Consider the following 19630-nt stretch of genomic DNA (forward strand, 5'->3'; position numbering starts at 1 on the left):
AAACGCCTGGCATCGCCGGGCGTTTGCTTGCCGGTTATGAGGAGGGACTACTTGAGCCCGATGCGTTTACGCATCTGCGCTGTGATGGTCTGTCGGGTTCCCGGCATATCCGCCCACGGATCAACCTTGAGTGTCTCCAGGCGTTGAGGGAGGTTGTGGATGTTCCACGCGTTGGCGCCCTTGATCTCTTTGAGTTCCTCTCTGAAGATCGGCACCGATACCGGCAATCCCTCGCGGGTACGTGGTGAATAGGCGCTTATCGTGGTCGCGCCCAGGCCATTGCGCAGGTAGTCGATGAAAATCCGTCCCACCCGGTTCTTCGGCCCGGAAACTGCCGAGAATCGATCGGGAAGCAGGTTGGCGATATGTTTGACAATCGCATGGCTAAAGCTTTTGACCGCATCCCAGTCGGCTTTCGGCGTCAACGGCACGACAATGTGGATACCCTTGCCGCCGCTGGTTTTCAGGAACGATTTGAGCCCCAACTCGTCCAGTACCGTTAGGGTCAGCTGGGTGGCCTCGACCATGCTTTTCCATGGCAGGGCCGGGTCGGGGTCAAGGTCGAGAATAAACCGGTCGGGGCGATGCAGATCTTTGGAAACGGCGTTCCAGGTATGCAGTTCAATCGTGCTTATCTGCACGGCGCCGATCAGCGCTTCCAGGTTGTTGATCAACATGACAGGGTGGCCGGTCTCTGCCTTGCCGATGATTTCGATGCCGGGGATTGCCAGGCGCTGCGGGTTTTTCTGGAAAAACAGCTCTGCACCGATGCCGTCCGGCGCGCGCACCAGCGCGACGGGGCGATTGAGTAACTGCGGTAGAAGCCAGTCAGAGACGGCGATGCAGTAGTCCGCCAGGTCACGTTTGGTTGCGCCACTGCTGGGGTCAATCACTCGTTGCGGATGGGTGAGCCGAATGGTGGTTGATGCATCGTCGCCGGCTTTACCTTTGGCTTTCGCCGCCGTCGCCTGTTTTCGGGTCGGCTTTTTCTCCACTTCAGCGGCATGGGCCGGGCGCTCTTCGATGATCGACTGCGCGGGTTTATCGTTGCGCAGGCCCTGGAACACGGCTTGGCGTACGGAACCTTCCTGGGTGATTTCGGCGAAGGTGACCTCGGCCAGCAGCACAGGCTTCAGCCAGTGCACGTCCTTGGCTTCAAAGCCCTTGGGAGGGTTGACGACTGCCGGCTGCTTGACTTCGAGGGGGGTTAATTGTGCGTAGATCGTATTCAGTGTGGTCTGGTTGAAGCCGGTGCCAACCTTTCCTGCGTATTTGAGCTCACCGCTATCGATGTCGTGCAGCCCCAGCAGTAGCGCCCCGAATTTACTGCGCGAGCCTTTCGGCTCGGTGTAGCCGACAATCACGAATTCCTGCCGGCGTTTGCATTTGAGCTTGATCCAGTCGCCGCTGCGGCGTGATACGTAGGCACTGCCAACACGTTTGCCGATAAGACCCTCCATTTGCATCTCGCATGCGCTGTCCAGCAACGCCTGCGGTGTTTCGGCGAAGTCTTGCGAATACCTGAGAGCCTCATCTTCATAGCGCGCCAGTATCCCGGACAAGGCTTCCCGGCGCTGTTCGACGGGCACCTCGCGCAAGTCCATGCCGTCGAGAAAGGGCATGTCGAAGAGGTAGTAGACAATATTGCCGTCGCGGCCCAGCTCAAAGGCATTTTGCAGGGCCTGGAAATCGGGAACGCCTTGCGCGTTGGCCACCACGATTTCGCCATCCAGCCACGCGGACTTCAAAGCCAGGCCGGCAATGGCTTCGGCCTGGCGAGGCAGCTTGTGCGTCCAGTCATGGCCGTTGCGGGTAAACAACCGCACCTTACCCTTGTCCACCCGAGCCATGATGCGGTAACCGTCGAATTTGACTTCATAGCGCCAATCCCCCTCAGGGGGTGAATCCACCAGCGTGGCCAGTTCCGGTTTCAGACTTTCCAGGAGAGCGCTGGGCCGCGCATTCGCCAACTCTGGTTGTCCCGGTTTGGCAGGTGACGTGGACGGTTTCTCGGCGGGTTTGGATGCTGCCGGTTTAGCTGCGCGCTTCTGTACGCCGGCTGAGATCTCGATCCAGGTCGGCGCGTGGTCGCTGGGGTGCTCTTCACCCCGGACCCAGGCGTCCACGCCGGCGTTCTTGAGGTGAGGGGCGAGTACCGGGTTCAGCAGCAGGTGGTCGATGCGCAAACCGGAGTTCTTCTGCCAATGCTGGCGGAAATAATCCCAGAACGTGTACACACGCTCTTGCGGGTACAAGTGTCTCAGCGAGTCGATCCAACCCTGGCTCAGCAGCCTTTGAAAGCATTCGCGGCTTTCTGGTTGAAGGAGCGCATCCTTGAGCCAGGAGCGGGGGTTGTAGATATCCAGGTCGGTAGGGACGACATTGTAGTCGCCCGCCAGCACCACCGGGTGTTCGCTGGCTTGCAGCGTTTCGGCATGCGCAATCAGATGCTCGAACCACTTGAGCTTGTAATCGAATTTGGGACCTGGCTGGGGGTTTCCGTTGGGCAGGTACAGGCACCCGACGACAACCCCATGTACAGCCGCTTCAAGATAGCGAGACTGCGAGTCGTCCTGCGCGCCGGGCAAGCCTTTATGAATCAACAGGGGCTCGGAGTCGCGCGCCAGAATGGCCACGCCGTTCCATGCAGCTTGACCATGATGCAATGAGCCATAGCCCGCCGCCTCCAGATCGCCTGCCGGGAAAGCCTTGTCCTGGGCCTTCAGTTCCTGCAGGCACACAATGTCGGGGCGTTCTTTTTCAAGCCACTGCAGGAGGTTGGGCAGTCGCGTCCCTATGCCGTTGACGTTGAACGTGGCGATCTTGAGCTTGCGCATTGCGTCCATCCTCCCTTTATTCACATGGCTTTTAATCCGAGTGCCGCGAAGTGACGTGAGTTCATAATCACTCCCGCAGAGAAATTTGGAACAACTGCCCCAACGGCCCAGTCATGTTTATGTACGACACAGTCCATAGGCAGAGGGGCCGGAATGAGCATCGCCACTTCAACTGTCCAGTTCCTGGAATCCAAGGGTTTAGTGATCACCACCGCTGAATCCTGCACCGCCGGCAAGATCATCACGCTGCTTTCGCAGATTGAAGGGAGCGGATCGTTCATAGACAGTGGCTACATTGTCTATTCGCCTGAAGCAAAACAGCGGCTGTTGAAGGTGCGCCCGTACACCATCGAAACGTTCAACTTGACCAGTTGCGAGGTGGCCAGGGAAATGGCCCAAGGTGCGTTGTGCGATAGCGCCGCTGACGTGGCCGTTGCAACGACTGGCATCCTGGGCCCGGATGACGTCGATGGTATCCCGGCCGGAACGATCTGCTTTGCCTGGGCTTATCGGGCCCCGCAGGGTTTGTGCCTGTTCAGTCGAAAGGAGCGTTTTATCGGCTCGCGCGAGCAGGTGCAGATGTACGCTGCGGAGTACGCACTCAAATGCCTGCCTTATTTCTACGATCGTGCGTGGGCCGGGGAGAGGGGGTGAAGGGCACAACTTTGGGTAAACATCGAGCGTGATTGGCCCGCACTGAGTGCGGGCTGTTTTTTATGGACTTGATATCAGTATTAGAACGCCATGTTTATTCGGGCGGAGGCGGCGTATAGGGTTGTGCGACAAATGGAATATTCCCTGAGGGACGCCATCTCACATTTTCAAGCCCATAACGTTCAGCGAGCGGTTTGCTTATGCGTTTGATCTTATCGTTGCGCGATTTGGGGATGATACCTATCCCTGCATCGCAACATGCCCAGTGCCACGCCTCTTCATTGGTCATGGCTTCACTTCTTATTATGAAAGATTTAGGGGCGTGATGAAGTTCATACTCGATAATATATAACGTGTTTTTCATGTGAGCTCCTTCTGAATGTTGTCATCAAGTCAGAAAGTGTTCTGAGTTCGAAGCGGCTTTCCTTCGCGTCTCTTGATAGGGCCTTCGTTGCCTGGCTAGGGTTGCCTGGCTAGGAATGAATGAAGCTGCATACACATTCCGCCGGGATGACGGGCAATTCGATTGCATGGATGAGGCCGCTGGCCAGCGCCTGATGTGGATCAAGAATGCGCGGGGCGGCGATCAAGTAGTTTTCGGTGTCCAGCTTTTCAATGGCCTGCGCGGTTCGCTGCGCAACAATGCGCGCATACAACTGCAAGTCGTAGTCCAGGCTCATGGCGTACTCCGACATGCGCGAATGATCCACAGCGCCCTGTACATGCCAGTGAAACGGATGGAACAGGAACTTGCTGTGCTCGCACGCCGTTCTGCGTTCGCCCGCCAGGAAAATGATATTGCCCATCGATTCCACGGTGCCCAGGTTGTGTGTATGCACCGGAATCGGCAGGGCCATTAAAAAGTTGTACATCGTGAAGCCATAACTGCACTCACCGCCCATGGTCGCGATGTTCACGATCAAGGCGGTCGCGTTCTGCTGGACAGCCAATGACGATTTTTCGATGAGTTGGCTGCAGGTCGACGCGTTGACCGGGCCTGTGAAGTTGATGATATGCAAAGGCATAAGGCACCTCTGAGTCAGGGATGGCTACCGTTGATGAATAACCAGCACTGCTACGGGGTTCGTTCGCAGATGGGAGGTGTCTGTGAGGAGCGGACAGTGGCTTCCGCATGCTCGACAGTTTCCATCCGCTCATAACAATTCGACGGTTTCGGCAGTGTCTTGGCGGCGTCTACCGCGCGCGTTTCACGGGCGGTCGCTGGTTGAGGGGCGCGTCGCTGAGGTTCGGGTGCCGCGTGCATGGTGTGTTCTCCAGCTTGAAATGAAGGGGCAGCCCAGGCTGCCCCCCGTTTGGGTCACTTACGACTTGCGCCCGCCGCCATGGCTGTTCTGGCCACCTTTACGGCCAGCCTCAGAGGCTTTTTCACGATCATTGGCAAAGTTGCCGCCAGACGCCTGGCCGCCTTTTTTGCCGGCTTCGGCAGCCTTTTCATGATCGTTGGCGAAATTTCCAGGGTTCTTATTGCTGGTAGTCATGATAGATCTCCACAATGAGTTGTCGTTTCGCTAGTTGCACCTTGATGCAGCGAACATCTATTCGGATAAGCCTGCGTTGGCAATCGTTTTGATAATTTCCGGAAATGCCGATAAACGGTAAAGAGCGGCTTAAAACTTATACAAAACGATTTAAATCACACCGCTTCGTATAACTTTTTCAAGCGTGCGATATTAAACTAATAGCATGTAGCCGCTTCGCTTAGTGTGAACGACGGCGTTTAAAAATAATGAACCCTGCCAGTTTATGCATGACCTAACGCTGCATAACCCGGAGGTGTCCCCATGCAAACCACTTACTTTTGGATAGGCTTGGCCGTCGTTCTCATACTCCTCGATTTATGGATCATCAACAGCGTCTGGCGCAGTGACGACCCCTCGGGGCGCAAGGCAGGCTGGACCGCGATTGTGGTGCTGTTGCCGTTTTTAGGCGCGGCAATATGGGCCATTGCCGGCCCGCGCGGCGTCACCAAGGGGCCGTCCTCGCCCGAACACAGCAAGGGTTGATTACCAGCCAGCCGAGGAGGCCATGCCGATGCAGGCGCAATCCACTCCCACTCAAGCCGGAACCGACTCCCCTGAACAGCTGCCGGAAAAAGACGTCGGCCAGGGGCTCACCGATGACGAACGCGTGTCCCGGGAGGGTGGTGAGGGCAACGCGGATTCAAACGGTTACGGCGCACGGGTGACACCGGGCCCGGAAGACGAAAAACGCTTGAAGCCTTGACCCCTGCGCCCTTGGTCAGACCTTGGTGCACACCGATGGAATTATTGAGCAGGGGGCGGCTCTCTCCTTATAGAAGCGCCCAAAGGCGTCGCGTACCAGGTATTGGCATCCGCCGAGACCTGAATAAAAAATTGTGGATGGACCGCTTATGACTGTCTTTCAAACCCTGCAAAGTGCATCTCAGTGGCAGCATGAAGGCCCGTTGCGCAGTGAGTACCAACGCCTGCTCACCGATTGGGACACGGGGGCCGCGCAATCGGCGGCAGATTTTCTGCAGGCGCAGCTGGCTCAGGTCAGCACCACTGAAGACACTTCATTGCCCGCGTCGCCCGACCAACTGATGAGTTGGGTCGAACTCAATTGCACCGCTGTGGCCGAGCAATATGCGCAGTATTTGCAAGAGCGGCAGCAAGGCGGCGGCCGACGCTATTTCCAGAACAAAGCCCATGCCCTGTACTTCCTGCAGTGCGTGGCGCCGACTAAACAAGTCGATGGTGCCTGGCTCTACGGGGTACTCAGCCATTGGCAGGATTACCGCTATGACGGGCTTGTGACCACCTACCTGGAAGAACTCGGCGATGGGGAACTGGCACAAAACCATGTGTCGATTTACCAACGCCTGCTGGCCGAGCAAGACTGTGACGGCGATTTCGGCTGGCAGGATCAGCACTTTCACCAAGGCGCCATTCAGTTGGCCCTGGGGCAGAGCGCCGCATCGCACATGCCGGAGATCCTGGGCTACAACCTGGGTTACGAGCAGCTGCCGTTGCACCTGTTGATCTGCGCCTATGAACTCAAGGAACTGGGCATCGACCCCTATTATTTCAGCCTGCATGTCACCATCGACAACGCCAGCAGCGGTCATGCCCGACGCGCCGTGCAGGCGGTGCTGGGGTTGATGCCGAACGGCATGGATGCGACCGAATATTGGCAGCGGGTACGCCGTGGTTATCAGTTGAACGATCTGGGGCTGGGCACTACCGCGGTGATCCAGGCGTTCGACCTCGAACACGAGCTGGTGGCCATGCTTGAACGCAAGCGGCCGTTTGCCCAGCACATGCATTCGGACTACTGCCGCTTTGAAGGCAAGACCGTCAACCAATGGCTAGCCCAGCCCGGCCAAGTGCGCGGGTTCTTGCAGGCCCTTGAGAATAAGGGTTGGATCAAGCGAAACCAGTCCCCCGAAGACAGTCGTTTCTGGCAGTTGATCGAGGGCGCGGGCGCTGCGATGTTCGGCGTCTTCAGCGGCTATGAAAAACAACTGCTGCGCGACTGGATCGCCGGAGATTGGCGCGACGCCAGCGCGATTGCACGCCCACGCCCGGTGCGGCCGGTGTCGTCAGGCACCCACGAGCCTACGCCGGATGACCCTGAAACCTGCGCCTTGCGCCAGGCCCTGGCCCGGCATAACGGCGAGCGGCAGTTGGGCCTGTTGTTACCGTGGCTGGCGCCTCACCGCCATCATCGTCCCGCCGGTTTGTATGCGACCCGGCGCTTTATTGAATTGCGCGCGAGCCTGCGCTGATCGACAAGGAAGCCTGACCATGGTCGACTCGCTGTTGTGTTCAACACCCCCTGTGTCATCGGCTCAAGCGCAGGCTGACCGGGCGCTGTTGCGCCTGGGCCGCCGTTTGCAGGCCGAGGACTATCACTTCATCACGCCCACGCCTCTGACTCACCAGCGCGTCATTGCCCGGTGGGACAATGCCCCGGCCAGCGACCTGCGCGGGATTTTCGGTTGGTCGCGGCCCTTCGATATGCAGGTGTTCGAGGCAGCCGAGCTGCAGGAGCTGCAACAGGCGGGGATTATCGTCAAGGCGCACGGCCGTTGGCGCAGTACGGTGCGTTGGTCGAGCCTGGGGCCTTTGTTGCTGGCGCATTCGGCGTTTCCGACCGAGGAGGCCGATTCGGTATTTTTCGGCCCCGACACTTACCGTTTTGCCCGTGTGATTGAAGCCTGCCTGCGCCAACGCTTCGCGCCGATTCGCCGGGCCGTGGACATCGGCTGCGGTTCAGGCGCCGCTGCCTTGCTGGTGGCGCGTGCCCGCCCTGAGGCGGAAGTGTTCGCGGTGGACATCAACCCGAAGGCGCTGCGCCTGAGTGCGGTCAACGCCGAATTGGCCGAGGTGCCGAACGTCAGCGTGTACCACAGTGATGTACTCGACAGCGTCGACGGCCGCTTTGATCTGATCCTCGCTAACCCACCCTATATGAAGGACAGCCAGCAGCGCGCCTATCGCCATGGCGGCGGTGAGCTGGGTGAAGCGCTATCGCTGCGAATCCTGCGTGAAGCCTTGCCCCGCCTGGAGCGCGACGGCACCTTGCTGCTCTACACCGGCGTGGCAATGGTGGAGGGGCGTGATGTGTTTCTTGAAGCCGCTCGCGCCATGCTGACCGGCGATGAGTTTGGCTGGACCTACGAGGAGCTTGATCCCGATGTGTTCGGCGAAGAGCTGGAGCAGCCGGGCTATGAACGCGTCGACCGCATCGCTGCGGTGGCGCTTACTGTGACTCGGCTGAGCTGAGTGCCCATGGATCGCGCACAGCGCTTCGGTATCGAAGAAGAATATTTCATCACCGATTTGCACAGCCGGCGCATGCTCGCCGAACCGTCAGCCGAAGTGCTCGCGGTGTGCCGCGAGGCGATTGGCGAGGGCTTTTCCTATGAGATGTTCCAGGGCCAGATCGAGGTCGCATCGCCTGTGTTTACCGACGCCGCAGAAGCTGCGGCTTACCTTGGCCGGGTGCGCCGCGAGTTGAGCCAAGCCCTGGCCGAGCATGGGCTGGGCTTCATATGCAGCGGCGCACACCCGTTGGCCGATTGGCAGGCGCAACGCGCTACGCCCCAGGCGCATTTCCAGCGCTTGTTCGAGGAGTTCCAGAGCGTCGCGCAGCGCAGCGTGCTCAGTGGGCTGCATGTCCACGCAGAGATCCCGGTGGGGGTGGACCGCATCGCCGTGTTGAACGAGGTGTTGCCTGGGTTGCCGATGTTGTTGGCCCTCAGCGTTTCCTCACCGTTGTGGCAGGGCCAGCCCAACGGCTATTGCAGTTATCGGCAGGTGGTCTGCGATGAATGGCCACGCATGGGCATTCCTGAATATCTGCCGGATGAGCCGAGCTTCGAGCGCTACCTGAATATGTTGAAGCGTAGCGGGGTGTTGGCCGATGACGCGAATGTGTGGTGGGGTTGCCGACCCTCGTCGAGCTACCCGACGCTGGAGTTGCGCATGACCGATGCGTGCCCGCGCTTGAGCGATGCGCTGGCCTTGGCCGGGCTGTTCCGGGTGATGATCAAACACGCTTGCCAGCTACCGGCCCCCGGCAGCCAGTACAGCCTGGAGCAGCATTGGCTGCTCAAGGAAAACCGCATTCAAGCGCGACGCTGGGGACGCCATGCGCGCTTTGTACTGGCGCCGGACACAGAGCCCGTATCGCTTGAACAATGGCTGGTGCTGGCGCAGCAAGAATGGGGCGATACCGCCCGTGCGGTGGGCGAGGAGGGCGTGTTCGAGCAGATACGGCAAATGCTGCGCGACGGCACCAGTGCCGAGCGTCAGCTACGTGCTTTCGATGCGCCGGGTGCGTCTGCCTTGCAACGCGGGCAAGCAGTGGTTGATCTGTTGTTGGAAGAAAGTTGCGAGCGCTTATGATTCGAGAGTTAATCAGATTACTTATCGGCATAAAGCACACGGCAATATGCAATAACCAGTCTTATGTCGCGATATTTAAAGTCGAAATACAAGGGAGCACAGTCACCCAAGCGTGCTGCTCACTGAACTTAATGAATGCACTAAAACCAATTATAAAAACAAATCAGCATGTCGATAATTTAAATAGCAGTAAGGTGGCCAAGCCGCTTATGCCTTGCGCAATATAGCGTGACGCCTCGGTGAAGACTACGCCAGACCGAAACCGAAGGGGCGGCAAAGCCGCCCCCATGCACGGTCACTCAAGAACCCGATTTACGGCCACCGCCGTGGCTCTGTTGGCCGCCCTTGCGCCCGGCTTCAGAGGCTTTCTCGCGATCATTGGCAAAATTGCCACCTGACGATTGGCCGCCTTTTTTCCCGGCTTCGGAAGCCTTTTCGCGGTCATTGGCAAAGTTACCCGAGTTTTTATTACCTGTAGTCATGATAATTCTCCAGTCACTAAGTTGGCGCTTCGTTAGTTGCCCGTTTCGCAACGGACATTTACTCCGATGTCGGGCGATGGAAAAACGTTTTACGAATTTCGGGATGTGGCGACGAACGGCGATTAATACTGAAAACTTATACAAAAATGATCTTCGCTTGCCGCTTCGTATAAGTTTTGCAGGGGCGAAACAGTGGTGTTACCGGTAATGACTACTTAATCATTGCAGCCTATCGATAACTCACGGCCGTTCGTCCTTCGCGCGGCACTTGAAACTTTCGCAAGATTCCAAATGAGTTCATACGCGCACACAGGAGACGCTTGCCATGAACCACGACTCATCCAATGGCCAAGACCAACCGCTTGAAGAATCGCCTGCACCGAATGAGGACGGTTGCGTCCTGGGAACGGCGGGGCGCAACGAAGATCCCAACGCCACGACTGACTGGGACCATCCCGACGACACCTGCGCTGAAAATGCCCAACAGCCGCCCAACTCCGGCAAGGCCCGCGAGGCCGCGTTGCCGCCCAATGGCACGCCTGGGATCGACACCGTGCCTGCGCCGCAAAAGCACCGAGCCGATTGAACGCGAGCGCTCTAGAACGCCGCTTCGCTTGAAGCTCGGCGCTTGACCGCTGGTCGCAGCACCGGGGTTTATTTTGAAATTATTCAACCGGCGGTTGCTTCACATGAAGGTAGGGCGAGTGTCCGCAACGGGCGCCGCCCCCTTCCTGAGCTGAGGAGATTTGTTCATGTTTCTACATAACAAGCGACTTCAATACACCGTACGCGTCGCCGAGCCCAACCCGGGCCTGGCGAACCTTTTACTCGAGCAGTTTGGCGGCGCCCAAGGCGAGTTGGCAGCGGCCTCCCGCTATTTCACCCAAGCCCTGTCGGAAGACGACCCAGGGCGTAAAGACTTGTTGATGGACATCGCCACTGAAGAACTCAGCCACCTGGAAATCGTCGGCTCGATCATCGTCATGCTCAACAAGGGCGCCAAAGGTCGCCTTGCGGAAGGCGTGGAGGAGGAGGGTGAGTTGTATCGCTCGCTGAACGGTGCCGGCAATGATTCCCACATCACCAGCCTCTTGTACGGTGCCGGTGCGCCGCTGATCAACAGCGCCGGGGTGCCATGGAGCGCCGCCTACGTTGACACCATCGGCGAGCCCACTGCCGACATGCGCTCCAATATCGCCGCGGAAGCCCGCGCCAAGATCGTCTACGAGCGATTGATGAACGTTACCGACGACCCGGGCGTCAAGGATGCGCTGGGCTTTTTGATGACGCGCGAAATCGCCCACCAGATTTCCTTTGAAAAGGCCTTGCATGCGATCCAGCCGAACTTTCCCCAAGGCAAGTTACCCGGCAAGCCTGAGTTCGCGCAGGTCTATTACAACATGTCGCAAGGTGCGGAAAGTGTGCGCGGCCCATGGAACCAGGGCGACGATTGGGAATTCGTCGAGTCCCCTCAACCGGCGGTCGACGGTGGCGATGGAACGGCCAGTGTGCAGTTGGACGAGGCAGACGAAGCCGTGCTGGCTGCGATGAAAATCCGCACGGTGTCAGACCCCCTCAGCGACCCGATCACCGGCGCCGACCTGGGCATCGGGTTGCAGCCCAAGCCCGAGTTCTGACCCGGGCCCTGTGGCGCGGGAACCAGCCCCCTCGCCACGGTTGCTCTCGTGCGGCACGGTTATCCGATTAACCGCACATCCATCTGAACTTCCCCTCCCGACGCACCCTCGCAACATTAATCACGACTGGAGAAAACACGATGAATCACTATCCAACACCACCGTTCAAAACCCAGCAACAGCCGGTGCCCGGTGAACAGCGCAAGATGGACCCGATGCCCGATTGTGGTGAACAGACCTACAAAGGCTCAGGCCGGCTCGCCAACAAAATAGCCTTGGTCACGGGTGCCGACAGCGGCATCGGCCGTGCGGTGGCCATCGCGTTCGCCCGTGAAGGCGCGGATGTGGCGGTTTCTTACCTGGACGAGCATGAAGACGCCAAGGAGACCGCACGCTGGGTCGAGGCGGCGGGGCGGCAATGCCTGCTGTTGCCCGGCGACTTGGGCAACGCGCAGCAGTGCACGGCGATCGTCAACGATACCGTGGAGAAGTTCGGGCGTATCGATGTGCTGGTCAACAATGCAGCCTTCCAAATGACCTACCAATCGCTGGAAGACATTCCCGACGAGGACTGGCTGAAAACCTTCAACGTCAACGTCACCGCGATGTTCCGCATATGCAAGGCCGCGCTGCCGCACATGGCCGAAGGCAGCTCGATCATCAACACCAGTTCGGTCAATTCCGACATGCCCAACCCCACGCTGTTGCCGTATGCCGCGAGCAAAGGCGCGATCGCCAATTTCACCGCGGGCCTGGCGCAAATGCTCGGCGAGCGTGGTATTCGCGTTAACAGCGTGGCTCCCGGACCCATCTGGACGCCGTTGATCGTGTCGACCATGACTGAGGATCAGGTGAAAAACTTCGGCGGCAACACACCGCTGGGACGCCCCGGTCAACCGGTCGAAGTGGCGCCCATCTACGTACTGCTGGCATCGGACGAGGGCAGTTATATCTCCGGTGAGCGCTACGGCGTGACAGGTGGCAAACCGATTCTCTGAATGAACACCGCCCTGGGGAGGCAGAGCTCGACCAGGGCGGTGTTGTCTCAGGCAGACCTTTAAAAAACCGAATCAGGGGCCTTGAAATCGCTAGGGCTGACGGTTATTTGCGCCGCGCCCGGTGGATACGCATCCATTCTCGATAGGCCGCGGTCCGCTGCGCATCCGCGAGCCGCTTGGCTTCGGTGAAGCGCGCCCATGTCTGTGCATCACCGCTGTACGACTCAATGATTTGGTAGGCTTGCGCATCCAGTCGATCGGCTTCGAAAAACATCTGGTTGTTGCGCTCGACCTCGTCCTCACGCTCTTGTGTGCTGGTGTAACCCAGTGTCTGGCTGTTGATCATGTCAAGCCTCCGCCCATTGAATCTGCTGCGCAGTACTCCAGCGTACGTCGCTGATGCCGTATTTCTCCGCCATGGGTTTGGAGACTCGCTTGAGGGCTTGCCGACCAAATCTGGGGATGATAGCTACCCCTGCATCGCAACTGGCCCAATGCCAAGCCTCGGCATTGTTCATTTGCGCCGCCCGTACGATGAAAGACTTTGGTTCGCCGTGGAGCTGATAGTCAATGGTGAATAGATCGTTGTGTTTCATGAGGCCTCCCTATGCTCATGAAGTACAGATATTTGACGTCAAAAAAAATTCAAAAGAATTGTCCAACAATTCGATAGGTGACCCGATCACCTCACGATGCTCAATCATCCACTGTGAAAGTGACCCAACCGCCTGCATCTGCGGGCCGCTCGATCTCGGCGATAACGCCGCTGACAGAGGTGCCGTCGGGCAGGTTGACGGTGACAAAGTTGGGGTGCCCCGGCCACTCCAATGGGCTATCGAAGTTCAACCGCGCAACGGTCGGCTTGCCACTGCTGGTCAGTTGGATCTCGACCGAATCATTCAGGCATTCATCCGAGGGTGTCCCCAGATGGCGCGAGGCAGTTATCACGCTGGCAGTACCTTGGAAGTCGTAAGACATGCTGGGTTACCTCGTAAAAGGGGGGGGCCGCTGCCCCCGAGTTGGGGTGTTGCGGTAGAGAAGGGGGCGGCGATGATCGTTCCATCCAAATGCACGAGTGGTGCTATCAGTGTTGATGGGCCTTCAACGTCGGGTCGATGATCTGGATAACATCGCCCTGACGCCATGCGTCTGCACTGGGGGCGATGGGAGGCGCAATGATGTCGGCGCGAGCCTGCTTCTTTTCGGCGCTGTCGATACGCATACGCTGATCGCGTTCGGCAACCATGCGCGGGTCGGCCTGGCCCTCGGCGGTAAACCCCATCATCAGCTGAGGCACGCCCAGTGGCAGGCGTTTATCGAGATCGGTATGCCAGGTGTGCCAAGTCTTGCCGTAGGTGTGCACCAGTTTTTCCATCAGGGCGTGCTCGGCCACTTCGGGGATCCCCGGCGCGACCAGTTGCCCGGATTTCACTTCATGCACATGGCTGTGCCACAACGCCTTTTCAGGGGCCGGCAGGGTGTTGAACAGCGGCTCACTGATGATGTATTCCACGCCCATCAACTTTGCATCCTTGCGATTGCCGTCGTAGATCACGCACTGGATCACTTCTTCGTTGAGGATCGCGCAGTAGTGGTGGGCTTCCATTTGTACATCGGGGTGGCCGTTGTAGAAGTGAAAGCCGTCCAGGTAGGCGCTCAACGCATCCACGGGCGGACGCGACTGGAGCAAGGCTGCGCCGGTGTCCAGTGTGCGGGTAGAGGGCATTGTCGGTTTGCCGGGTGCCGCCACATTCGACGGCGAGTCATTACCCGCGCAGGCGCCGAGCAGAGTGAAGGTTGCGGCCCAGGAAAATGATTTGGCCATGCGGGTTGCTTGGGTAGGGGTCATCGCAGGTTCCATCCTCTTGTCGTATTTCAAGCTGCAGGAGTGCAGCCAGATCTGACGCTGTGGTTGTTGGAAAACCTGTGGGCGTGTGCGTTCAAAACGCTTTCGCTTGAACACTGCGGGATTTGAAAGGTCGTTTTTAGCGTGACGTTGACGGCGCACTCACGTATCCGCAAAGGAGGGAGCCATCCCATGCAAAACAGCGAAAACCCATCCTCGGCGTTACTCACCCGGTTATTGCGTGCACGCGGGCCGGGTGGCCAGGAAGACGAAGTGCGTGCCATTTGCCTGGAGAGCCTGCAGCCGCTGTGTGACGAGGCCTGGGTTGATCCAGCGGGCAATGTGGTCGGGTTGATCAGGGGCACACAGGGCGATGGTGACCGCGGCCGGGCAGTCAAAGTCATGGCGCACATGGATGAAATCGCCATGGTGGTCAAGCGCGTCGAAGCCGATGGCACCCTGCGGGTGACAGCGCTCGGCGGGGCCAATCCGATCAACTTCGGGGTGTGCCCGGTGGACATCCTGGGCGATACGCATAGCTTGCCGGGCGTGCTGTCGTACGGTTCGATGCACGCCACCAACAATACGTCTCAAGGCGCTGATGTGTTAGCCGGCGACGTGCACTGGAACGATGTTCATGTGATCACTCGATGTTCGGCCGAGGCCTTGCGCGCGCAGGGGATTCGGCCGGGTACCCGTGTGGTGTTGAGCCGTCATTGGCGTGAGCCCTTCCGAGTGGGAGATGCGATTGCCGCGCACTTCCTGGATGACCGTGCGCCCATCGCCGCCGTATTGCACGCGGCCCAATGCCTGCAAACGCGCCGGCAAGCGGTGAGCCACGATATCTACCTGGTCTTCACCACGCTCGAAGAGGAATGCAATGCCGGAGCCATGTACGCCGCAGCGACCCTGCCAGGCGATACCACTCTCGCGGTGGAGGTGGGGCCGGTCATGCAGGAATACGGCACACGCTTGGGGGTTGACCCGATCATTAACACCGGGGACCAGAAGGGCTATTACACCAGGGCCGTGGTCACGGGCCTGGCTGCTGCCGCAGAACGCTGCGGCTACAGCCCGCAATATGCGTTGCTGGTGGACTTTGCCTCGGACGCCAGTGCCGTCATGAGTAACGGCACGTCTGCCAAGGCCGGCTGTGTGGCCATTCCCACGGAGAATACCCACGGCTATGAATTGATCGTGGACGGGGCAATCGAAGCCTGCGCGGCGACCTTGGTGGAGTTCCTGACCACCCCATGAACGACGCTACCGAGGTTGCGGCTCGATATCCAACAGCAGATCGCCGCTGGGCAGTGGCTCGGCGTGCTGTACCACGCCACGGCAGGCGCTGCCGTGCCATTCAAAGGCAATGCTGTGGGCGCGTTTCAGCTGCGACGGCCATGGCGGGGCGAGCCGTAGCTGGAAGCCGGGCGCCTTGTCGATCTTCTGCGCCAGGCACTCGGTAGTGAGTGCATTGACCCCGAACAGCGTGTCCAGCAGGTATTCAATTGTGATCGGCTGCTGCGCCGTATCCATAGCGTTCGACATAAGAGTTCCTCGTGTTATCAGCTCCAGAGGTGAAAGCAGGGAAGGCTGCCCAAACAGGAACAGAGAGACTCGGTGACGAATAATTCAGATTTTTTGAGCGTTCATCCGAAGCACCGCTCGTCAGACTTGACGCGATTTTCTTGAACATACGAATTGCTCTCCCGGACAGATTAAACATGTGCTGACGAAAACTTCTTTTCGTCTTGCTTCTGGGAGAACGCAATGAAAGCCATCGTTTATAACGGCCCTCGTGACGTCAGCGTGCAAAATGTTCCGGATGCCAAAATCGAGAAACCCACCGATATTCTGGTGCGAGTCACCACCACCAATATCTGCGGATCTGATCTTCACATGTATGAAGGCCGGACTTCCTTTGAAACGGGAAGGGTGTTTGGCCACGAGAACCTGGGGGAGGTCATTGAAATTGGCTCCGGTGTAGATCGAGTCAAGGTCGGTGACCGGGTGTGCTTGCCTTTCAATATCGGCTGCGGGTTCTGTGAAAACTGTGAAAAAGGCCTGACCGGATTCTGCCTGACGGCTAATCCAGGCACCGCGGGCGCTGCCTATGGGTTCGCCGACATGGGGCCTTATCAGGGCGGCCAGGCAGAATTGCTGCGGGTTCCGTATGGCGATTTCAACTGCCTGGTGTTACCCGAAGATGCGCAAGAGCGCGAAGAAGATTACGTCATGCTCTCCGATATCTTCCCGACAGGCTGGCACGCCACTGAATTAGCCGGCCTGTTGCCGGGCGAAAGCATTGCCATCTACGGCGCCGGCCCGGTGGGCTTGATGGCCGCGCACTCAGCCATGATCAAGGGCGCATCCCAGGTGTTCGTGGTCGACAATCATCCTGATCGCTTGAAGCTGGCGGCCCAGATGGGCGCAACGCCGATTAACGCGCTGGAAAAAGAAGCCGTGGATCAGATATTGAACCTGACCCAGGGCAAAGGTACCGACCGTGGTTGTGAGTGCGTCGGTTATCAATGCTGCGACCGCCACGGTCATGAAGCCAATCACCTGACCATGAATAATCTTGTGGCCTCGACCAAGGCGACTGGCGGAATCGGCGTCGTCGGCGTGTTCGTACCGCAAGACCCGGGGGCAAAAAATGAGTTGGCGAAGGAGGGCAAGATGGCCTTCGATTTCGGTGCATTCTGGTTCAAGGGCCAGCAGATCCGGACCGGGCAGGCCAACGTCAAAGCCTACAATCGTCGTTTGGCCGAGCTTATCCATCACGGGCGTGCTAAGCCGTCGCAGATCATCTCTCATCGCCTCACACTCGCTGAAGGGCCAGAGGCCTACCAGCATTTCGACGCGCGTGACGATGGCTGGACGAAGGTTGTGCTCAAACCTGCGGCCTAAGCAGAGGGCAGGGCACACTGATTACGGGAGAACGATCATGAAAAAGCTCCATCTGTGTTTAGGCTTGTGCAGCATATTCATGCTTCATGGGTGCTTTGACAATGCCGATAATGCGACGAAGAAAAACACCAGTGGAACCAAGTCTTCTGTGCAGATGCAGGAGGGCAAGGCAGACGAGAGCAAGCAATAGCTGGGAGGCTTCGGGCAATTCTATAACTCAACTAAATAGTCATTTAGTTGAGTTATGGAATCAGCTGTTCTTGACGGGAGAGGGCACAGGATTAGATTCCGCCCTGCGAAGAGCGTTAATCAATGCACGAAGGGCGACTGATACATGACGGTGCCCGGAATAATAGAGGCACAGTCCCGGCATTGAAGGGCACCAATCATCCAGCACGCGCTCAAGCCTGCCATCGGCCAGTGCGTCCAATACCAGATGCTCGGGCACGAACGCGATGCCTATGCCATCCATGGCCGCTTCGACCATAAAAGGCTGATCGGTCAGGGTGAGCGGACCGTTGACGTTGATGCTTTCCTTGCAGCCTCGGCGTTCAAATTCCCAGCGATAAATCGCGCCGCTGTCGAATCGGAACCGGATGCAGTCATGCTGATGAAGATCCTGCGGCGATTGCGGGCGTCCACGTGCGGCAAAGTAACCCGGTGATCCTACTGCGGCGAAACGTATGTCTTCAGTCAAACGAATAGCAATCATATCTTGCGGCACGGCTTCAGCCAGCCGGATGCCCGCATCGAAGCCATCGGCGGTGATATCGCTGAGTTTGCCATCAGTCACCACATCGAGGTGAATCGACGGATGCTCGCGCAGGAAGCGGGCAAGCACCGGACGAAAGACCATGCGAATAGCGCCTTCACTCGCATTGATCCTGATGGTGCCACTGGGAACCCCACGATTATCATCGGCTTCCTGCATGGCGTCGGCGATTGTAGACATCGCCGGAGAGAGCTTTTTAGCCAGGCGCTCGCCAGCCTCGGTAAGCGACACGCTGCGTGTGGTTCGATTGAACAGACGCACACCCAGCCGCTGTTCAAGTGTCTTCATCGAATGGCTGACCGCCGACGGCGTTATATCCAGTTCCAACGCCGCCGCACGGAAGTTGAGATGTTTTGCCGCTGCGAGAAATACCGTCAGCGTGAAGAAATCCACGCCTTTGAGTTGATGAGCGTTGTTCATGTATTTATCAAGTATTGTGGCCATATTCGCACCAGTGAGTATCCCATAAGCTGAACCTGCTCACGACTATGGAGGCGTAAATATGTCCACGCACGGCAATTACACAGCTGAAAAACTAACCTTCAACTGCCACGGCGACAGCGTCGTCGGCGTACTTTACCGGCCTAAAGGGAAGGGACCTCATCCGGTGGTTGTACTCCTGGGGCCTTATTCGTTTTCCAAAGAACAGGCCCCGACCCAATACGCAACTCGACTTGCAGATGAAGGGTTTGCGGCGCTCGCATTCGACCCCCGTACCGTCGGTGAAAGTGGAGGAATGCCGCGGCGCCTGGAAAATCCGAAAATGAAAAACGAAGACGTCGTATCGGCGCTGGATCACTTGCTCACGCGCCTGGATATCGACCGCAAACGCGTGTTCCTGCTGGGTATTTGCCAGGGCGGGCCCGAAATGCTGGACATCGCCTCTTATGACGACCGGATAAGCGCCGTTGCATCCATCACGGGTTATTACCGCGACCGTGAAACCGACCTGTTCATGCTCGCAGCCGGCGTCAGCGAAAATCCGTTTGACCCGGCGACTGCACCCACGACCGAGCAATTGGAAGCATTGCTCGCCGCACGACTGGAGCGCGCGCGTGATGCCAAGCGGCGCTACGAAACCACCGGTGAAGTCGTCTACCAGCCGCTGGTCTGTGCGGAACTGGGCGATCCGGTACTCGGCTCCGACGCGGGTCTACCAGGCCCGTTAGTGTGGAGCTGGTATGGTCCATGGACGCTCAAAGGCTGGGAAAACCGCTATGCAATCATGAGTGACCTGGACCATTTCGATTACACCACGGTGCCAGGCGTAGCCAAACTCAAGAAGCCGGCACTTGTGGTGCATTCGGACACCTGCATGAACCCGGCGGCAGCACGTCGACATTTTGAATCTATTCCCACCGCAGACAAAAAACTGATCTGGGAGAACGGTACTCATCATTTCCAATATTACGAACAGCCTGATGTGGTTGATCGTACGGTGGGTCACGTTGTCGATTGGTTTCAAGAGTACTCGCATTGATTCCTGGGATGGTATGAAGCGAGCGTAATGTGCCGGAAGGGAATCCGGCGCGTTGGCGGAATGCCGTTTTGCGGGTGGCAGTATTGGATGAAAAGCATTGGGCAGAGTCCCTAGTGAGATGTT

22 protein-coding genes and 1 pseudogene are annotated in these 19630 nt (G+C 58.2%); 12 read left to right on the forward strand and 11 right to left on the reverse strand.

Translation table 11 applies throughout. From position 1 onward, the window contains the following. Positions 1–47: 47 nt before the first annotated feature. Positions 48–2837 (reverse strand): DNA ligase D, encoded by a 2790-nt coding sequence (gene ligD / locus ACQRBT_RS22460; protein ID WP_412046063.1) that lies wholly within the window; start codon positions 2835–2837, stop codon positions 48–50. 153 nt (positions 2838–2990) lie between these two features. On the opposite strand from ligD, the gene ACQRBT_RS22465 reads away from it, so the two are divergent. Next, positions 2991–3491 (forward strand): CinA family protein, encoded by a 501-nt coding sequence (locus ACQRBT_RS22465; protein ID WP_104993819.1) that lies wholly within the window; start codon positions 2991–2993, stop codon positions 3489–3491. Positions 3492–3585: 94 nt separating this feature from the next. Here the strand turns inward: ACQRBT_RS22465 and ACQRBT_RS22470 are convergent, their stop codons facing one another. The 3 genes and pseudogenes from ACQRBT_RS22470 to ACQRBT_RS22480 all read right to left on the reverse strand — a co-directional run. Beyond that, complete coding sequence (locus ACQRBT_RS22470; protein ID WP_244383466.1) at positions 3586–3855, reverse strand: DUF6555 family protein; 270 nt, start codon at positions 3853–3855, stop codon at positions 3586–3588. Between the two features lie 109 nt (positions 3856–3964). Next, positions 3965–4516 (reverse strand): ATP-dependent Clp protease proteolytic subunit, encoded by a 552-nt coding sequence (locus tag ACQRBT_RS22475; RefSeq protein ID WP_244699165.1) that lies wholly within the window; start codon positions 4514–4516, stop codon positions 3965–3967. A 297-nt stretch (positions 4517–4813) separates the two neighbouring features. After that, positions 4814–4966: pseudogene (locus ACQRBT_RS22480) on the reverse strand (general stress protein); the annotation flags it as partial. A gap of 327 nt (positions 4967–5293) precedes the next feature. Here ACQRBT_RS22480 and ACQRBT_RS22485 point away from each other — a divergent pair. The 5 genes from ACQRBT_RS22485 (at position 5294) to ACQRBT_RS22505 (ending at position 9385) form a co-directional block, all read left to right on the forward strand. Next, positions 5294–5515 (forward strand): PLD nuclease N-terminal domain-containing protein, encoded by a 222-nt coding sequence (locus ACQRBT_RS22485; RefSeq protein WP_060753029.1) that lies wholly within the window; start codon positions 5294–5296, stop codon positions 5513–5515. Positions 5516–5543: 28 nt separating this feature from the next. After that, positions 5544–5735: a hypothetical protein gene (locus tag ACQRBT_RS22490; protein ID WP_411984151.1), complete on the forward strand. Its 192-nt coding sequence runs from the start codon at positions 5544–5546 to the stop codon at positions 5733–5735. Between the two features lie 148 nt (positions 5736–5883). Beyond that, a complete protein-coding gene (locus ACQRBT_RS22495; protein ID WP_411984150.1) occupies positions 5884–7260 on the forward strand; it encodes an iron-containing redox enzyme family protein in 1377 nt (458 codons plus the stop codon). Between the two features lie 19 nt (positions 7261–7279). Continuing rightward, complete coding sequence (locus ACQRBT_RS22500; RefSeq protein WP_412046062.1) at positions 7280–8260, forward strand: methyltransferase; 981 nt, start codon at positions 7280–7282, stop codon at positions 8258–8260. A gap of 6 nt (positions 8261–8266) precedes the next feature. After that, positions 8267–9385, forward strand: a complete 1119-nt coding sequence (locus tag ACQRBT_RS22505) for a carboxylate-amine ligase (RefSeq protein ID WP_412046061.1) — start codon at positions 8267–8269, stop codon at positions 9383–9385. A gap of 299 nt (positions 9386–9684) precedes the next feature. Here the strand turns inward: ACQRBT_RS22505 and ACQRBT_RS22510 are convergent, their stop codons facing one another. After that, the gene (locus ACQRBT_RS22510; RefSeq protein WP_060753033.1) at positions 9685–9867 is read right to left on the reverse strand and encodes a general stress protein; all 183 of its coding nucleotides are present in this window, start codon (positions 9865–9867) and stop codon (positions 9685–9687) included. Between the two features lie 325 nt (positions 9868–10192). Between ACQRBT_RS22510 and ACQRBT_RS22515 the strand changes: the two genes are divergently transcribed. From ACQRBT_RS22515 to ACQRBT_RS22525, 3 genes are all read left to right on the forward strand, one after another. Beyond that, positions 10193–10453, forward strand: coding sequence for a hypothetical protein (locus tag ACQRBT_RS22515; protein WP_412046060.1), 261 nt, complete (start codon positions 10193–10195; stop codon positions 10451–10453). A gap of 166 nt (positions 10454–10619) precedes the next feature. After that, positions 10620–11504 carry a manganese catalase family protein gene (locus ACQRBT_RS22520; RefSeq protein WP_412046059.1) on the forward strand — a complete coding sequence of 295 codons (885 nt, stop codon included), beginning with the start codon at positions 10620–10622 and terminating at the stop codon, positions 11502–11504. A gap of 140 nt (positions 11505–11644) precedes the next feature. Continuing rightward, positions 11645–12502 carry an SDR family oxidoreductase gene (locus tag ACQRBT_RS22525; protein WP_411984146.1) on the forward strand — a complete coding sequence of 286 codons (858 nt, stop codon included), beginning with the start codon at positions 11645–11647 and terminating at the stop codon, positions 12500–12502. A gap of 103 nt (positions 12503–12605) precedes the next feature. Here the strand turns inward: ACQRBT_RS22525 and ACQRBT_RS22530 are convergent, their stop codons facing one another. From ACQRBT_RS22530 to ACQRBT_RS22545, 4 genes are all read right to left on the reverse strand, one after another. Beyond that, a complete protein-coding gene (locus tag ACQRBT_RS22530) occupies positions 12606–12848 on the reverse strand; it encodes a hypothetical protein (RefSeq protein WP_412046058.1) in 243 nt (80 codons plus the stop codon). Between the two features lies 1 nt (position 12849). After that, positions 12850–13098, reverse strand: a complete 249-nt coding sequence (locus tag ACQRBT_RS22535) for a DUF6555 family protein (RefSeq protein WP_060753038.1) — start codon at positions 13096–13098, stop codon at positions 12850–12852. 100 nt (positions 13099–13198) lie between these two features. Continuing rightward, positions 13199–13480, reverse strand: a complete 282-nt coding sequence (locus tag ACQRBT_RS22540; RefSeq protein WP_412046057.1) for a hypothetical protein — start codon at positions 13478–13480, stop codon at positions 13199–13201. A 106-nt stretch (positions 13481–13586) separates the two neighbouring features. Further along, positions 13587–14351, reverse strand: coding sequence for an OBAP family protein (locus tag ACQRBT_RS22545; RefSeq protein WP_412046056.1), 765 nt, complete (start codon positions 14349–14351; stop codon positions 13587–13589). A gap of 189 nt (positions 14352–14540) precedes the next feature. On the opposite strand from ACQRBT_RS22545, the gene ACQRBT_RS22550 reads away from it, so the two are divergent. Then, positions 14541–15605 carry a M42 family peptidase gene (locus tag ACQRBT_RS22550; protein WP_412046055.1) on the forward strand — a complete coding sequence of 355 codons (1065 nt, stop codon included), beginning with the start codon at positions 14541–14543 and terminating at the stop codon, positions 15603–15605. Positions 15606–15611: 6 nt separating this feature from the next. Here the strand turns inward: ACQRBT_RS22550 and ACQRBT_RS22555 are convergent, their stop codons facing one another. Further along, entirely contained in the window at positions 15612–15893 is a 282-nt protein-coding gene (locus ACQRBT_RS22555) for a hypothetical protein (RefSeq protein ID WP_104993792.1), read from the reverse strand. A 222-nt stretch (positions 15894–16115) separates the two neighbouring features. Between ACQRBT_RS22555 and ACQRBT_RS22560 the strand changes: the two genes are divergently transcribed. Further along, the gene (locus tag ACQRBT_RS22560) at positions 16116–17255 is read left to right on the forward strand and encodes a glutathione-independent formaldehyde dehydrogenase (RefSeq protein WP_198761321.1); all 1140 of its coding nucleotides are present in this window, start codon (positions 16116–16118) and stop codon (positions 17253–17255) included. A 250-nt stretch (positions 17256–17505) separates the two neighbouring features. On the opposite strand, the gene ACQRBT_RS22565 is transcribed toward ACQRBT_RS22560, so the two are convergent. Next, the gene (locus ACQRBT_RS22565; protein WP_412046053.1) at positions 17506–18471 is read right to left on the reverse strand and encodes a LysR family transcriptional regulator; all 966 of its coding nucleotides are present in this window, start codon (positions 18469–18471) and stop codon (positions 17506–17508) included. A gap of 58 nt (positions 18472–18529) precedes the next feature. Here ACQRBT_RS22565 and ACQRBT_RS22570 point away from each other — a divergent pair, with 58 nt between their 5' ends. Beyond that, positions 18530–19507 carry an alpha/beta hydrolase gene (locus ACQRBT_RS22570; RefSeq protein WP_412046052.1) on the forward strand — a complete coding sequence of 326 codons (978 nt, stop codon included), beginning with the start codon at positions 18530–18532 and terminating at the stop codon, positions 19505–19507. Positions 19508–19630: the final 123 nt, after the last annotated feature.

Origin of the sequence: Pseudomonas sp. R19M, assembly GCF_050312585.1 — a bacterium.
Lineage (GTDB): Bacteria > Pseudomonadota > Gammaproteobacteria > Pseudomonadales > Pseudomonadaceae > Aquipseudomonas > Aquipseudomonas palleroniana.

Bases quoted from the DNA above. Each gene is read 5' to 3' on its own strand.
- ligD (WP_412046063.1), bottom strand. From the start codon at position 2,837: ATGCGCAAGCTCAAGATCGCCACGTTCAACGTCAACGGCATAGGGACG.
- ACQRBT_RS22465 (WP_104993819.1), top strand. From the start codon at position 2,991: ATGAGCATCGCCACTTCAACTGTCCAGTTCCTGGAATCCAAGGGTTTA.
- ACQRBT_RS22470 (WP_244383466.1), bottom strand. From the start codon at position 3,855: ATGAAAAACACGTTATATATTATCGAGTATGAACTTCATCACGCCCCT.
- ACQRBT_RS22475 (WP_244699165.1), bottom strand. From the start codon at position 4,516: ATGCCTTTGCATATCATCAACTTCACAGGCCCGGTCAACGCGTCGACC.
- ACQRBT_RS22485 (WP_060753029.1), top strand. From the start codon at position 5,294: ATGCAAACCACTTACTTTTGGATAGGCTTGGCCGTCGTTCTCATACTC.
- ACQRBT_RS22490 (WP_411984151.1), top strand. From the start codon at position 5,544: ATGCAGGCGCAATCCACTCCCACTCAAGCCGGAACCGACTCCCCTGAA.
- ACQRBT_RS22495 (WP_411984150.1), top strand. From the start codon at position 5,884: ATGACTGTCTTTCAAACCCTGCAAAGTGCATCTCAGTGGCAGCATGAA.
- ACQRBT_RS22500 (WP_412046062.1), top strand. From the start codon at position 7,280: ATGGTCGACTCGCTGTTGTGTTCAACACCCCCTGTGTCATCGGCTCAA.
- ACQRBT_RS22505 (WP_412046061.1), top strand. From the start codon at position 8,267: ATGGATCGCGCACAGCGCTTCGGTATCGAAGAAGAATATTTCATCACC.
- ACQRBT_RS22510 (WP_060753033.1), bottom strand. From the start codon at position 9,867: ATGACTACAGGTAATAAAAACTCGGGTAACTTTGCCAATGACCGCGAA.
- ACQRBT_RS22515 (WP_412046060.1), top strand. From the start codon at position 10,193: ATGAACCACGACTCATCCAATGGCCAAGACCAACCGCTTGAAGAATCG.
- ACQRBT_RS22520 (WP_412046059.1), top strand. From the start codon at position 10,620: ATGTTTCTACATAACAAGCGACTTCAATACACCGTACGCGTCGCCGAG.
- ACQRBT_RS22525 (WP_411984146.1), top strand. From the start codon at position 11,645: ATGAATCACTATCCAACACCACCGTTCAAAACCCAGCAACAGCCGGTG.
- ACQRBT_RS22530 (WP_412046058.1), bottom strand. From the start codon at position 12,848: ATGATCAACAGCCAGACACTGGGTTACACCAGCACACAAGAGCGTGAG.
- ACQRBT_RS22535 (WP_060753038.1), bottom strand. From the start codon at position 13,098: ATGAAACACAACGATCTATTCACCATTGACTATCAGCTCCACGGCGAA.
- ACQRBT_RS22540 (WP_412046057.1), bottom strand. From the start codon at position 13,480: ATGTCTTACGACTTCCAAGGTACTGCCAGCGTGATAACTGCCTCGCGC.
- ACQRBT_RS22545 (WP_412046056.1), bottom strand. From the start codon at position 14,351: ATGACCCCTACCCAAGCAACCCGCATGGCCAAATCATTTTCCTGGGCC.
- ACQRBT_RS22550 (WP_412046055.1), top strand. From the start codon at position 14,541: ATGCAAAACAGCGAAAACCCATCCTCGGCGTTACTCACCCGGTTATTG.
- ACQRBT_RS22555 (WP_104993792.1), bottom strand. From the start codon at position 15,893: ATGTCGAACGCTATGGATACGGCGCAGCAGCCGATCACAATTGAATAC.
- ACQRBT_RS22560 (WP_198761321.1), top strand. From the start codon at position 16,116: ATGAAAGCCATCGTTTATAACGGCCCTCGTGACGTCAGCGTGCAAAAT.
- ACQRBT_RS22565 (WP_412046053.1), bottom strand. From the start codon at position 18,471: ATGGCCACAATACTTGATAAATACATGAACAACGCTCATCAACTCAAA.
- ACQRBT_RS22570 (WP_412046052.1), top strand. From the start codon at position 18,530: ATGTCCACGCACGGCAATTACACAGCTGAAAAACTAACCTTCAACTGC.